Source organism: Halobacterium sp. NMX12-1 (genome assembly GCF_040435975.1).
Lineage (GTDB): Archaea > Halobacteriota > Halobacteria > Halobacteriales > Halobacteriaceae > Halobacterium > Halobacterium hubeiense.
In genome coordinates this window covers 110431-123578 of record NZ_CP159203.1, presented here as the reverse complement: position 1 = coordinate 123578, position 13148 = coordinate 110431, and the positions used below count along the sequence as shown (strand labels likewise).

At 65.4% G+C, this 13148-nt stretch carries 13 protein-coding genes; 4 read left to right on the top strand and 9 right to left on the bottom strand.

All coding sequences use genetic code 11. The features are described from left to right. Position 1: 1 nt before the first annotated feature. Positions 2 to 745 carry a hypothetical protein gene (locus ABSL23_RS00645; protein WP_353633265.1) on the bottom strand — a complete coding sequence of 248 codons (744 nt, stop codon included), beginning with the start codon at positions 743 to 745 and terminating at the stop codon, positions 2 to 4. 585 nt (positions 746 to 1330) lie between these two features. On the opposite strand from ABSL23_RS00645, the gene ABSL23_RS00640 reads away from it, so the two are divergent. Both ABSL23_RS00640 and ABSL23_RS00635 read left to right on the top strand, forming a co-directional pair. Further along, the gene (locus tag ABSL23_RS00640; protein ID WP_353633264.1) at positions 1331 to 3346 is read left to right on the top strand and encodes a hydantoinase/oxoprolinase family protein; all 2016 of its coding nucleotides are present in this window, start codon (positions 1331 to 1333) and stop codon (positions 3344 to 3346) included. Beyond that, on the top strand, positions 3343 to 4944 hold the full coding sequence (locus tag ABSL23_RS00635; protein ID WP_353633263.1) for a hydantoinase B/oxoprolinase family protein: 1602 nt from the start codon (positions 3343 to 3345) through the stop codon (positions 4942 to 4944). Before ABSL23_RS00640 ends, ABSL23_RS00635 begins: the two co-directional genes overlap by 4 nt. 24 nt (positions 4945 to 4968) lie before the next feature. On the opposite strand, the gene ABSL23_RS00630 is transcribed toward ABSL23_RS00635, so the two are convergent. After that, on the bottom strand, positions 4969 to 5238 hold the full coding sequence (locus ABSL23_RS00630) for a hypothetical protein (RefSeq protein ID WP_353633262.1): 270 nt from the start codon (positions 5236 to 5238) through the stop codon (positions 4969 to 4971). A gap of 109 nt (positions 5239 to 5347) precedes the next feature. Between ABSL23_RS00630 and ABSL23_RS00625 the strand changes: the two genes are divergently transcribed. Further along, on the top strand, positions 5348 to 5557 hold the full coding sequence (locus ABSL23_RS00625; protein ID WP_353633261.1) for a hypothetical protein: 210 nt from the start codon (positions 5348 to 5350) through the stop codon (positions 5555 to 5557). Positions 5558 to 5711: 154 nt separating this feature from the next. Here the strand turns inward: ABSL23_RS00625 and ABSL23_RS00620 are convergent, their stop codons facing one another. Both ABSL23_RS00620 and ABSL23_RS00615 read right to left on the bottom strand, forming a co-directional pair. Then, the gene (locus ABSL23_RS00620; RefSeq protein WP_059058389.1) at positions 5712 to 5933 is read right to left on the bottom strand and encodes a hypothetical protein; all 222 of its coding nucleotides are present in this window, start codon (positions 5931 to 5933) and stop codon (positions 5712 to 5714) included. Positions 5934 to 6074: 141 nt separating this feature from the next. Continuing rightward, complete coding sequence (locus ABSL23_RS00615; RefSeq protein WP_353633260.1) at positions 6075 to 7370, bottom strand: NAD-dependent succinate-semialdehyde dehydrogenase; 1296 nt, start codon at positions 7368 to 7370, stop codon at positions 6075 to 6077. A gap of 8 nt (positions 7371 to 7378) precedes the next feature. Here ABSL23_RS00615 and ABSL23_RS00610 point away from each other — a divergent pair, with 8 nt between their 5' ends. After that, positions 7379 to 7507, top strand: coding sequence for a hypothetical protein (locus ABSL23_RS00610; RefSeq protein ID WP_353633259.1), 129 nt, complete (start codon positions 7379 to 7381; stop codon positions 7505 to 7507). A 30-nt stretch (positions 7508 to 7537) separates the two neighbouring features. Here the strand turns inward: ABSL23_RS00610 and ABSL23_RS00605 are convergent, their stop codons facing one another. The 5 genes from ABSL23_RS00605 to ABSL23_RS00585 all read right to left on the bottom strand — a co-directional run bounded on the left by ABSL23_RS00605 (position 7538) and on the right by ABSL23_RS00585 (position 12865). Continuing rightward, positions 7538 to 8779 carry a phage integrase SAM-like domain-containing protein gene (locus ABSL23_RS00605; protein ID WP_353633258.1) on the bottom strand — a complete coding sequence of 414 codons (1242 nt, stop codon included), beginning with the start codon at positions 8777 to 8779 and terminating at the stop codon, positions 7538 to 7540. Positions 8780 to 8809: 30 nt separating this feature from the next. Then, positions 8810 to 9319 (bottom strand): DNA-binding protein, encoded by a 510-nt coding sequence (locus ABSL23_RS00600; protein ID WP_353633257.1) that lies wholly within the window; start codon positions 9317 to 9319, stop codon positions 8810 to 8812. Then, positions 9312 to 10007: a nucleotidyltransferase domain-containing protein gene (locus ABSL23_RS00595; RefSeq protein WP_353633256.1), complete on the bottom strand. Its 696-nt coding sequence runs from the start codon at positions 10005 to 10007 to the stop codon at positions 9312 to 9314. Before ABSL23_RS00595 ends, ABSL23_RS00600 begins: the two co-directional genes overlap by 8 nt. 106 nt (positions 10008 to 10113) lie before the next feature. After that, positions 10114 to 10692, bottom strand: coding sequence for a hypothetical protein (locus ABSL23_RS00590; RefSeq protein WP_353633374.1), 579 nt, complete (start codon positions 10690 to 10692; stop codon positions 10114 to 10116). Positions 10693 to 11188: 496 nt separating this feature from the next. Further along, positions 11189 to 12865, bottom strand: a complete 1677-nt coding sequence (locus tag ABSL23_RS00585; protein ID WP_353633255.1) for a transposase — start codon at positions 12863 to 12865, stop codon at positions 11189 to 11191. Positions 12866 to 13148 lie beyond the last annotated feature (283 nt).

The window sequence follows — 13148 nt, the reverse complement described above, 5'->3', positions numbered from 1 at the left end:
CCTAGCGTTTTTCGGCGCTCGGTTGCGCGGCTCGGAGCTGGGTGTACGCTTCGGCGATGACGCCGAGCCCGAGCAGTGAGAGCGGCAGCGCGATGAGGCCGGAGACGAGGGTGCCGAGCGACGGGTCCGCGGCGGCGCTGACGGCGACGTTGGCGACGACCGAGACGACGCCGGCGACCGCGCCGACCGCGATGGAGAACACCGCCATCAGGACGAACAGGCGCAGCCAGTGGCCGCGGGTGAGCGTCCAGCTGTCGGTGAGCGCGGCGACGAAGTTCTCGTCTTCGACGGCGACGTAGACGAGCGTGAACAGGAACGCGACGTACGCGATGATTCCCGGGACGACGAGGAGGAGCGAGCCGACAGTGACGAGCACGCCGTAGGCGAGACTCCCGAGCACGGAGTTGACGAGGACGTACCCGACGTTCCGCGTGAAGTATTCACGTGGAATCGTCTCGGCGTGGCCACCGACGAACGTCCGGAGCGCGACAATCGAGAGGTACTGGAGCGCCAGCAGCGAGACCACCGCGCCGACGGCGAGGAGTGCGAACGGGGCGTCGATGGTCGGCAGCCCCAGCTCTTGTGGGGAAATCCCGGTCGTGTCCGCCGACGCGACGAACACGCTGTAGAACGTCAGCTGCCACACCAGACTGAGGACTGCGTAGCCGAGAATCAGTTTCAACCCGTTCCGGTTCGCGACGCGGAGAACCCCGTCCGTGAGCGACGAGCCGATGTTCAGGGACATCGGTTTGTACTCTCGCATCGGCCCTGAAATACGTGCCCCTGCGTCTCACCGCCCGCAATTCCGCGCCCGTCCAGCGTCTCGTCGGGTCGAGTGGCGGTGAACCGCCCTCGCAGCCGGCGGTTTCGACTCCCCGAGCCAGACGCTCGCGCCCACTCGAATGAACAAGAGTGGTGAACAAAGTCGATGAACACGATTAGTGAACAGGCCGGATGAATATTCCGTTGGTGCGGGACGCGTTCGCTAAGCCGGTGTAACTCGAACCCGCTCTCGCGGGGCTGATTCGGCGGTCGAATCGGCGGCAGAGAGCGTCGCCGGCGAGAGAGAGGCGTGCGGTGGTGACAGGTAGCCTGGTGCTCAACCAAGTGTTCGGTGGCCGGCGACAGTCGGAACGACATTCGGGTTCGTAGTAAACGTTTGTCCTCGTTCCAGTCGCGTGAAAACCCGCGTCGCCGCGGCGGAGCGGGTCGCTGGCGGCGAGCGTCGAACCACCCCGCGAGTCCCTAGTTATACGAGGCCGCCATCGCGTAGCGTGGGTATGAGCGGGAATCCCGCGACGGTGTTGCGGAGCGAGGACGCGAAGCCCCCGTGGGGGTGGTCGGCGTGACGGCGACGGTCGTCGGCGTCGACGTCGGCGGCACGTTCACCGACGTCGCGTTACTCGTCGGCGACGACCTCGTGACGGCGAAAGTGCCCAGCACGGACGAGCAAAGCGACGGCGTGCTGGCGGGCATCGAGAAGGCGTGTTCGGCGGCGGGCGTCGCGCCCGGCGACCTCGACGAGTTCTCGCACGCCATGACCGTCTCGGTCAACGCCTTGCTCGAAGCGGACGGCGCGAAGACCGCGCTCGTCACGACCGCGGGGTTCCGCGACGTCCTCGAAATCGGGCGGCAGGACCGCCCCTCGCTGTACGACCTCGACGCCGAGAAACCCGACCCGCTCGTGCCGCGGCACCGCCGCTACGAGGTCAACGAACGGACCACGCCCGACGGGGTGCGCGAGGCGGTCGACGAACGGGAGCTGCGCGAGGTCGCCGCGGCGATTCGCGGGGACGACGCGGAAGCGGTCGCGGTCTCGCTGCTGCACGCCTACGCCGACCCGGAGAACGAGCGGGCGGCGGCCGAACTGCTGCGCGACGAACTCGACGTGCCGGTGTCGGCCTCCCACGAGGTGTTGGGTGAGTTCCGGGAGTACGAGCGCACGTCCACGACAGTCGTGGACGCGTACGTGCGCCCGGCGATCGACCGCTACGTGGGGCGGCTGTCCGAGCGCGCCGCGGCAGCTGGGATTCCGGCGCCCCGCATCATGCAGGCCAACGGCGGCATCACGGACGCCGAGACGGTCCGCCGGAACGCGGTGTTGACGACGCTTTCGGGGCCGGCCGCGGGCGTCGTCGGCGCGAACGCGCTCGCCGGCGACGACCCCGCCGACCAGCCGGACCTGGTGTCGTTCGACATGGGCGGGACGTCCAGCGACGTCAGCCTCATCCGGGACGGGACGGTCGAACGGACGACCGACGCCGAAATCAACGGCCGGCCGATTCGCACACCGATGGTGGACGTCGAGACCGTCGGCGCGGGTGGCGGGTCGATTGCGTGGGTCGACGCCGGCGGCGCGCTCCGCATCGGCCCAGAGTCAGCCGGCGCGAACCCCGGCCCCGCCTGCTACGGGCGCGGCGGCTCGAAGCCGACCGTCACGGACGCGAACCTCGTCCTCGGCTACATCGGGGACAGCACGAGCCTCGGCGGGGAGCTCTCGCTGGACGAGTCCCGGGCGTACGACTCGCTCGCCGACCTCGCGGCGGAAGCGGGGCTGGACGGCGCCGTCGAGGCGGCGCGCGGCGTCTACCGGGTCGCGAACGCGAGCATGACGCGGGCGATTCGCTCGGTGACCGTCGAGCGCGGCTACGACCCGCGGGCGTTCGGGCTCGTCGCGTTCGGCGGCGCGGGCCCGATGCACGCCGTCCGGCTCGCGGATGGCCTCGACATGCATCGGGTCGTCGTCCCGCGTGCGTCCGGCGTCCTCTCCGCGTACGGGCTGCTCGCGGCCGACGAGAAACAGGACGCGGTGCGGACGCACCGCCGGCCGCTCGCCGACGTCGACGCCGACCGCGTCGCCCGCGTCTTCACCGAGCTGGAGGGCGACGTCCTCGATTCGGTGTCGGACCGCGCGGCGGCGTCGCTGGACCGCTCGGTCGACCTCAAGTACGCGGGCCAGAGCTTCGACCTCACCGTGGACGTGGACGGGACCTTCGACCCGTCGGCGGCCGCACAGCGGTTCGCGGACGCCCACGAGTCGGCGTACGGCTACCGGATGGACGACCCCGTCCACCTCGTCAACTGCCGAGTCACGGCGACGGTCGCCCGCACGCCGCCCGCGCTCGACTACGATGGGGGCGGCGACCCGCGGAAGGCGACGCGGGAGGCCGTGTTCGCCGACGGCGTCTACGACACGCCGGTCTACGACCGCGCCCGCCTGGCGTCCGGCCGGCCGATTCAGGGGCCGGCCGTCGTCGAGGAGAACGAGAGCACTACGGTTGTGCCGCCCGCTTGGACCGTGGCCGTCCGCGGCGACGGCGCGCTCGTCGCCGAACCGGAGGCATGATGACCGCCGACCTCGACCCGGTGACGCTGGAAATCCTCCGAAACCAGTTGGAGAGCGTCGCCGAGGAGATGGGGCAGGTCCTCATCACGGGCGCGTACTCGCCGAACATCAAGGAGCGACAGGACTGCTCGACCGCGCTGTTCGACGCGAGCGGCGCCCTCGTCGCGCAGGCCGAACACATCCCCGTCCACCTCGGCGCGATGCCCGACGCGGTCGACGTCGTGATGGGCCGCGACCCCGAGCCCGGGGACGTCTTCGCCGTCAACGACCCGTTCGCGGGCGGCACGCACCTCCCGGACGTCACGCTCGTCTCGCCGATGGCGCCCGACGGCGAGATTGTCGGGTACGCCGTCTCGCGCGCCCACCACGCCGACGTCGGCGGCAGCGCGCCCGGGAGTATGCCCTCGGGCGCGACGGAGATCTACGAGGAGGGGTTGCGGCTGCCCGCGGTCCGCCTCGTGGCCGGCGGCGAGGTCAACGAGGACGTCCGCGACCTGATTCTGGCGAACGTGCGCACGCCGGCCGAGCGGCGGGCGGACCTGCGAGCGCAGCGCGCGGCCAACGACCGCGCGGAGGAACGGATCGGGGAACTGCTCGCCGAACACGGCGACCGCCTGCGGCGGGCGTTCGACGCCGTCGTCGCGTACTCCCGGGACCGGATGGAAGCGGAAATCGAGGCGCTGCCGGACGGCACGTACGAGGCCCGCGACGTCCTCGAAGGCGACGGCGTCACCGACGACGACATCCCCATTCAGGCGGCGGTCACCGTCGACGGCGCCGAACTCACGGTCGACTTCGACGGGACCGCAGCCCAGGTCGAGGGGAACCTCAACGCGCCGCGCGCGGTCGCGAAGAGCGCCGTCTACTTCGTCGTGCGCGCGGTCACCGACCCCGAGATACCGCCGAATCAGGGCTGCTACGACCCGATAACCGTCGCCGTTCCCGAGCAGTCCATTCTGGACCCGGAGCCGCCCGCGGCCGTGGTCGGTGGCAACGTCGAGACGAGCCAGCGGGTGACCGACGTCACGCTGCGAGCGTTCGCGGACGCCGTCCCCGAGCGAGTTCCGGCCGACGGGCAGGGGACGATGAACAACCTGATTATCGGGGACCGACGCGGCGAGTTCACGTACTACGAGACCATCGGCGGCGGGTTCGGCGCGCGCCCGACGAAAGACGGGATGGACGGCGTGCAGGTCGGCATGACAAATACGCTCAACACGCCCGTCGAGGCCTTGGAGGCCGAATACCCGCTGCACGTCGAGCGGTACGCGCTCCGGCCGTCCAGCGGCGGCGACGGCCGCTACCGCGGCGGCCTCGGCATCGAACGCTCGCTGACCGTCCAGACGGACGCGACGGTGTCCCTGTTGACCGAGCGCCGCCGGACGGCGCCGGCGGGCGTGAACGGCGGCGAAGACGGTGCGACCGGCGAGAACCGCATCGACGGCGAGACCGTCGCCGCGAAAGTCTCGCGGGCCGTCGACGCCGGGACGACACTCACCATTCGGACGCCCGGCGGCGGTGGTCACGGACCGCCGGCCGAGCGGGACGCGGACGCCCGCGAGCGCGACCGCCGCGACGGGAAAGTCACCGACGAGTGACGGGCTGGTTGTCGCTTCCGACCGTCAGAGGCCGCCCTGTCCGCCGCGGAAGGCGACGGAGATGTCGTAGTCCAGCGGGATGACGTTGCCCGCGGCGAACTTCCGGAGGACGTAGCCGCAGAACCCCGCGGTGAGCGCCAGCCCGGCGGTGAACCAGAGCGCGGCGAACCGCGCCCCCGTCAGCCCGTCGAGGAGGGAGACGGCGGCCATAGCGACGACGGCGAGGGCGGCGACGCCGGACACGGCGAGGAGGGCGAGTCCGACCAGGTTCGCGGCGACCGTGACGAGTTTCATCGGTCGCCGGTTCGTCCGCCAGCACCAAAAGTCGGCGGTACGGCTCCGCCCCTGGTGGCGTCTCCGAGCTGGCGAACGCTTTTCGTGTAGCCGGACGGAGAACGACGAGATGCCGTCAGCTGATTCCGACGCGGCGGGACTGGCGTTCTCGCTCCGCAACGCGGTCGTCGCCGTCCTCTGTCTGTTCGCCGTTCGGCTCGGCGCGGGGTGGGCGCGCGGCATTCTCGAAGGTGACTACGTGTTGGGTTTCGCTGGCCTGCTGCTCGTTCTCGGACCCGTACTCTGGCTGCTGGCGCGGGTCAGAGCCGCGTACTTCTGACACCGCTTTCCGCCGTGCGTCTGTGGGGCGACCACCGAGCCTCCGATGGACGCGGGTTCCGTCGAACTGGGTCCCTGTGAGGTGCCGACGTCAGGAGCGTTGCACGACGAACAGTAGGAAGCGATACCTCGGTGGGAGCCACCGCAGCCTCGGGTCACCCGCCGAACTCGGCCGTGAGGATGCCGGGGAGGTCAGTCAGCCAGCTGACGACCGCGCAGACGACCATTACGGCGACTGCCGCCATGTATCCCCAGACGGTGACGGTGTCGAGGACGAGCTCGATTGCGACGAACCCCGAGACGATGATGGCTCCGCTGACCACGGCCGCGACGACGACGAGGAGGGCGCCGTACGCTCTGGCAGGGCGGTTCACCATGCGACACCCTGACAGTGCCAGACGTAAAATGCGGGTGACACGCTCTCAGTCTCTGAGAGCGTTCTCGAAGCGCGGTCGGCCGAAACGTGTTCGGAACGACCGCCCTCGCCATCGACAGCGGTCGAACCGACAGACGCCCTATTATTCGACCCAGAGGGTCTTGCGGTTGACGAACTCCTTGATGCCGGGCTCGGAGAGCTCGCGGCCGTACCCGGAGACGCCGACGCCGCCGAACGGCACGCGCGGGTCGGACTTCACCAGTTGGTTGACGTACGTGCAGCCGGCGTCGATGTCGCGGGCGACGCGGCGGCCGCGCTCGCGGTCCGCGGTCCAGACGCTCGCCCCCAGCCCGAACGCGGTGTCGTTGGCCTTCTCGACTGCCTCGGCTTCGTCGTCGACCTCGAAGACGGCGGCGACGGGGCCGAACAGCTCCTCGCTGTCGGCGGGACACCCCTCGGGCACGTCCGCGAGCACCGTCGGCGGGTAGAACGCGCCCTCGCGGTCCATCGGCTCGCCGCCGGTGAGGACGGTCGCGCCCGCCTCGACGGACGCCCGCACTTGCTCGTGGAGGTCCGCCAGCAGGTCCGCGCTCGCCTGCGGGCCGACCTCGGTTTCCTCGTCGGTGGGATCGCCGACGGTCAGCGAATCCACCTCGTCGACGAACCGCTCGACGAACTCGTCGTAGGCGTCCGCGTGGACGACGAAGCGCTTCGCGGCGATGCAGGACTGGCCGCCGTTGAGGTTGCGCGCCCACGCCCCGGTCTCGGCCGCCTCGTCGAGGTCGGCGTCGTCGAGGACGACGAACGGGTCGCTGCCGCCGAGTTCCAGCACCGTCTTCTTCAGTTCCTGGCCGGCCGTCGACGCGACCGCGCGGCCCGCCGGCCCGCTACCGGTGAGCGTCGCCGTCCGCACGCGGTCGTCGGCGAGCACGTCGTCGACTGCGTCCGAACCGACGAGGAGCGTCTGGAACACGCCGTCGGGGTACCCCGCCTCCTCGAACACGTCCGCGATGGCCTGCGTGCAGCCGGGCACGTTCGAGGCGTGCTTGAGCAGGCCGACGTTGCCCGCGGTGAGGTACGGCGCCGCGAACCGGAACACCTGCCAGAACGGGAAGTTCCACGGCATCACCGCCAGCACCGGGCCGAGCGGCTCGTACACCGTCTGCACGTCCGCGCCCGGCGGGCTCGGGTGGCCCTCCGGCTGGAGGTACGCGCTGGCGTGTTCGGCGTAGTGGTCGCAGACCCACGCGCACTTCTCGACCTCCGCGACCGCCTGCGAAATCGGCTTCCCCATCTCCTCGGTCATCAGCCGCGCGTACTCGCGTTCGTTCTCGCGGAGTACGTTGCCGGCCGCCGCGAGCAGTTCCTCGCGCTCGCGCAGCGGCCGCTCGCGCCACGACTCGAACGCGTCGTCGGCGCTCGCCAGCGCCGCCTCCACGTCCGACCGTGAGCCGCGGCGACCGCGTGACCGTCGGGTTCCCCGAGGAAGCGATTCACCTCTTCGACGCGGAAACCGGCGACGCCGTGAAGCACCGAGAGCTGTCGTTCACTCGGACCGCTCCCGAGCAGGGTTGAAGGAGCGAGCAGCCGAGTTTCGGTCGCCGTTCAGGCGTCGATTTCGTCGAGGGCGTCGGTGGCGACGTCGCCGAGTTCGCCGGCCTCGATGTGGGAGTAGTGCTCGCGGACCATCTCCTCGGAGTTGTCGAGATACCGGGCCGCGACCGTGTACCCGAACGCGCGAACGAGGACTTCGCCCATGCCGCGTCGCCCGCCGTGCGGGGCGAGGTAGTCGTGTTTCGCGTCGCCGACGTCGACGTCGGCAGCGGCGGAGAGCCGCTTGAGAATCGACCGCGCGCCGTCCGTCGTAATCGACTCCGGGCGGACGTCCGCGTCGAGCGCCAACAGGAAGTCGCGCGCGTACTCGTCCCGCCGCTGGGCGATGGCGTCCGGGCGTTCCCCGCGGTCAGCCAGTTCCTCCCGAACGAGCGTCGAGAGCGTCCGCTGGTCGAACGTCGGGAACACCGGCCAGCGCTCCGCCGGCGGGTCCAGCAGTTTCCGGTAGCTCCGCAGCGGCGAAATCACCGGGTCGGGGAGGCTCGCGGCGTCCCACTGCTGTTTCTTCCGGTAGACGTCCATGCTCCCGTCGTCGAGCGAGAGGTCCTCCCAGCGGACGCCGCGCCGGCGCGGATCGTTCGGGTCCCGGAGCAGTTCCCCCACGCGGACGGCCGTGTACGCGAGGACGAACACCAGCGCCCGGTCACGAGCCGCCTTCAGCGCCTCGTAGCGCGCCCGCTGTCGGTCCAGCGGGTCAGTGTCTTCGGGAAGCGTCGTGTACGCCTCGATGGCTTCACGCGCCTGTTCGTCGACGTACCGGGTGATGGCGTGGCGCTGTTCGGACGTCCACGCCTGCTGGTCGCCGGGCTTACGGCCGTCGTCCTCGGGGAGCGGGGCCATCGCGCTCGCGCGCTGCGCGTAGTGCGCTTCGAGGTAGCCCTCGTTGACGCACCAGCCGCACCACGAAGAGATATAGCGATAATAGGTTTGTACCGTGTTCTGTTTGAGCGCGCGGTCACCGCTCAAGTGGCGGGCGTACTCCCGGAACACGCGCTCGTCGAGGTCCGAAAACGCCGGTTCGCGGTCGGCGTCATCGGGAACGATTCCGGTCCAGTCGTCGCCACCGCGGTCGCCGGCGGCCCACTCGGCGAACCGCTGGAGCTCACGGGCGGCGTTGCGCCGGTAGTTCCCGCCGTCGCCGCCGCGACCTTTTCCCTTGTCCTGGAGATAACGCTCAAACGTATTGGTGAGGGGAGTCAACTGCGTTCGGTCTGTAGCTGGGTTTTGAGCCATTATAGTTCTCACGCGGATCGCTGTCGGTAGTTAATCACAGAGACAGACCCCACCCTCACGGATTTGACTAACCGAGAACTGGTGGACCGCGGTTGCTAATTCAGTCATCGCATCTGCTTGCTCCGCCGTTGGACGACTACCACCGTAATAGCTCTCCGTCCGATTTTCGCTGTAAAGAGCCTTCATCTCCTCTGCAGTATCCCGTTCAAACAGTCCGATCTGATGCGCACGGTCGTAACCGAACTGGTGATTCTGGAACTCTTGGAGCGTATCGCTGGTCATCGAGAGAGCATACGCCTCAATCGACCGTTCGATAGCCCCGAAACAGACCTCGATGACAGCTGTATAGTATCCGTCTTGTGCTTGGAGTGTGTCGACGACTTCGAGCAGTCTGCACGCTTTTGTCAGCTGTGTCTCCCAGTCCGCATCGGCGCTGATTCCATCTTCGAACTCGGTTCGGCCACGTCCAACCATCTCGAAGGCGTCTTGGGCACGGTCAAGTGCTGCGAGCACAGAATCCGGGTCCGAGCCGCTACTCATCGCCAACACCTTCCTCCAAGAGCAGGTTTTCGACGGTTTCGAAGTCACTCGTCTTGTAGACCGGAATTCCTGAAACGATGATTTCTCGAATATCATCGGTGTAGGCTGGAATCGCTTGGACTGTCTCAACGTCGATATCGTAGGCGTACCGGTCACCATCGAATTCTATTTCTTCGAGGTCGCGTGCGACCGTGTTCGCTTTGCGTTGGCTTTCCGCCCGCCCTGACCGAGTCAGCACCCAGAGGTCGATATCGCTCCGTCGATCCGCATCTCCCCGGGCAACACTCCCATACAGGATGATGCCGACGACGTCACTAATGGTTTCCTGGAGCCTCGTGACCGCATTTTTGACCGGCTGGTGATACTCCGATTGGGGGATGCGGAGGATCGGGTCGTCCGGGATAGAGAGGCGTTGTCTGTTAATCTGTACGAGTCGCTGGTTACTTTGAAGTGATTCGGTAATCAGGTCATTCGCACTGAGGACATTTACTGCCCGTCGGACGGTCTGGTGTGAATGACCAATCTGCGTTGCGAGTTCTCGCAGTGAGAAGTCACTAAACCGATGGTTGGTTAAAAATAGAAGCACGTCACTCGTTGCTTTGTGTTTGAATAAATCCGGGTCTGATGGGGGTATCGAAAGCGAAATAGATGCACCAGAGGATCCGGAGCGTTCCGTCTCACGGTTCATATACCGTAACACGGACCACCACTATATAAAACTTATATGTGGGCTGCGGGTACCGTAAATACTTACTATGACTTCAACAGCAACGTGTTGGGGGAGAACACATCCATTAGCTGCTGGCCTCAGCGGGCTCTGTTGGGGCGAGGAAGTCCCATTCGCGGATGGTGAATCCGACGATCTGGATACGCCGCTGAAGATGCTCCCACTCGCGGGCGGTCTCACGGCGCCGATCTTCCTCATCAGCGTCCAAGGCGTCGTCAGCGAGCGTCCCGCGAAGCTGGTTCGGTGACTCGACGCCGAATTCGTCTTCCCAGTCGCGGATTTGGGTCTTCATATCGGCGAGACGATCCGTGAGTTCCTCGACAGTGTGTTCGCTGTCCCGGAGGCGCATCGCCTCCTGCATCGCCTGACGACGGTAATCGGGGTAGTACGTGGTGTGAGTCCCGCTGTCGTCACGGTGGAGGATGCCATCGTCGACGAGCCGTTCGAGGACGCGTTTTGTCGGCTCGTGTGACCAGCCCGCTTCTGAGGCGATCCAGTTGGCCGTCTGAGGCTCCGAAAGCTGCCGGACGGTCATCCGTACGCGGTCTTCACCCGTGGTCTGGCGTTCCATCAGGCCCTCGGAGTTCGATCCGTCTTCGGTCATACAGCAACGTTCGGACCCTATCTTAATATAGGTTAAGGTCATTCGTTCTATATCGAATCTTTCTTTCGGCATCGCTTCGACCTCAGCTGAGGAGAGCCAGAGCAAACTCGATCCCGGTCTCGGTGCCTCCACCCCTGGGAGAGCGCCGTCGTGAGGCGTGTGCGGCATTCGTGCTTACCCCACAGCGTCGGGGTGCTTCAATTTGGTCGTGATTATTGGCATAATCAGGACCACTCGCTGTATTCGCCCCATCGAGAGAAATCGGGTATCTGGAGCCCCTTAGCACCGAAAAACCGCACTATGGGAAATTATATATCGTATACCGCTATACAAAATCTCAGGCCGTGTGGAGTTGAGACTACAGTGGATTTAACGGGGCTGTGATGCGTGGTTTCGGGCGAATTTTCGAGGAGAAGCTGCTTCGGATCTACTCTCGATAGTCTTCTGGTGTCGTACTACCAACTAGACCAGTGAATTTCCAAGATCCCCGACAGCGTTGCCACTCAGGAATCCGTATTGCCCCGGTCAGAGTATCTCTCTATCCGATTCCGGTCTCCTTCTTCAGCAGCGTCAGTGTGTTATCTGCCGTCACCATCGGCGAGTGCTCGTACTCACCAGTCAACTCAACCTGCACGAGCAAATCGACAGCTCGCCAGATCGAGTACAACAGGCAGGCAAATGCGAAGTAGAAGAAGCGAAGCCCGAAATCCTTCGACGTCGTCGCCGCCATGAACCGCTTTATCGACCGGTAGCCGCTCTCGATCTCCCACCGATACCCGTACTCTGTGAGGTGACCGCTCCCGCAATTCGTCATGAACACCGAGTACTGCCGGTGGTCGTCATGCTCGGAGTCTTCTTTCCGACGGTAGATCAGCGTCGTCTCGTGCCATTCGTTCTTGCCGAGGTGGAGTTTCCGGCCGGTCTCGTAGCGGTCTTGATCACGTCGAAGCAATCGCTTGGCCTGGGCTTTCTCGCTGGTCTGCATCCGCTTGGGAACGACGTAGGAGAGCCCGCGCTGGCTGATCATCTCCAAGACGTGCTGGCTATCGAACTCCCTGTCCATCAGCACGTTATCGACGTGGACCAACTCTTCAGCCGAATCGAGCAAGTCCTCGACGATTTCCAGTCGTGTCTCCCCCTTTCGGACGGGGCGCGCGTCCAGCACGATCGGGACGGCATTCCCGACCAACTGCACCGTCGCCCACTGGTAGGCGTATTCATCGGTCTTCTCCTTCGTCCCGATGATCTCGTCCTCGTGGCCCGTGCGGTTACCTGTGAACGGGTCAGCTTCGGTAATGTCGATCGCGACGATTCCGGCTCGAAAGAACTGCTCTGTCTCGGCAACTTCGTTCAGGAGCCGAGTGATGGCCTGCCGGTACATCGCTCGAACCTGTTCAATCGAGAGGTCCCGAATCTGCTCCCGATGAGCGTGCCCCAGCGGCGTCCGATCCCGAGTCGATTCGTAGACGAAACTGCGAGCCCCTTCATTAGCAGCCAATCTCTCGCGAAGCCCCAGGTACGTCTGTAAGTCCCAGTAGGCGTTCTCGTGGATTTCACAGCCGTCCCCACGATCCAGCGAAAGTGCCGGGAAGACGATACGGCTGACGTGCTCCGTGATCGTTTCCGCTTCGTTGAGGACAGCTTGATCCTCTAGCTCTAATTCGTCCTCTTCCGCATCGTGAGAAGGAAGACGCCGCTCTGGTTCGCGTGGAACAGCGACATCCGCGTTCTGAGCTTTGACAAGGATAGTGCGCGCGGCTGTCTCGACTGTACTGCGAAACTCGTCAGGAAACCGTTTGTGCCAACTACGCCACAGCGTCGATTGGTCCGGCACTGTCTCCAGATCCAGTTGGTCGCAGAGTGCTGGATGGCACTCGAGATACTCGATCAGTGCGGTTTCGTGGGTCCATCCGTGGAGCTCTTTCAGCAAGAATACGCGAAAGAGCGTGTCCATCTCGTAGTGAGTCGACCCCGCGTAGCGGTCGTGCGTACCGAATTCGAAATACGCCAGCGGAAGTGCACAAACGAAGTTCTCGATCGACTCATGGCGGTCGTGTCTGAACCAGGTCTGCGAGACGATTCTGATATCTGATTCCAGCCCGTCGAGCGAGCTTCGCTCGTACAGCGGCGTCGAATCGTATACAGGCCACTGAGTGTATGATTGCCGGGCAATTCTCCGAAAGACTGCTCGCCGAGAATCACGAGTCTGAGACACTACGAAACACTGGACAGGACTCGCTCAAGAACTCATCTGACTGGTCAGTACAGAGAACTTACGTACCGTTCGGTTTGCTGGATTACTCGATACAAGAACGCCGTGAAAGATATAGAGTGAGGTAAATGCGTTCTACCGGTACGCGGCTGAAATCTTCGACACGTTGCCCGCTACTCAAATTCGAGTTGCTTCCACTCCATCCCGGTCGGGGCCTCGGGTGGTTCGAGAGGACTTGAGATCAGGTCCGCTCTAATCGTTGTCCGGAAGAACAACACGAAAAATC

Excerpts from the sequence above, each read along its gene's own strand:
- ABSL23_RS00620 (WP_059058389.1), bottom strand. The coding sequence starts at position 5,933 with ATGGTGAACCGCCCTGCCAGAGCGTACGGCGCCCTCCTCGTCGTCGTC.
- ABSL23_RS00605 (WP_353633258.1), bottom strand. The coding sequence starts at position 8,779 with ATGGCTCAAAACCCAGCTACAGACCGAACGCAGTTGACTCCCCTCACC.
- ABSL23_RS00635 (WP_353633263.1), top strand. The coding sequence starts at position 3,343 with ATGATGACCGCCGACCTCGACCCGGTGACGCTGGAAATCCTCCGAAAC.
- ABSL23_RS00630 (WP_353633262.1), bottom strand. The coding sequence starts at position 5,238 with ATGAAACTCGTCACGGTCGCCGCGAACCTGGTCGGACTCGCCCTCCTC.
- ABSL23_RS00590 (WP_353633374.1), bottom strand. The coding sequence starts at position 10,692 with ATGACCTTAACCTATATTAAGATAGGGTCCGAACGTTGCTGTATGACC.
- ABSL23_RS00600 (WP_353633257.1), bottom strand. The coding sequence starts at position 9,319 with ATGAGTAGCGGCTCGGACCCGGATTCTGTGCTCGCAGCACTTGACCGT.
- ABSL23_RS00645 (WP_353633265.1), bottom strand. The coding sequence starts at position 745 with ATGTCCCTGAACATCGGCTCGTCGCTCACGGACGGGGTTCTCCGCGTC.
- ABSL23_RS00595 (WP_353633256.1), bottom strand. The coding sequence starts at position 10,007 with ATGAACCGTGAGACGGAACGCTCCGGATCCTCTGGTGCATCTATTTCG.
- ABSL23_RS00625 (WP_353633261.1), top strand. The coding sequence starts at position 5,348 with ATGCCGTCAGCTGATTCCGACGCGGCGGGACTGGCGTTCTCGCTCCGC.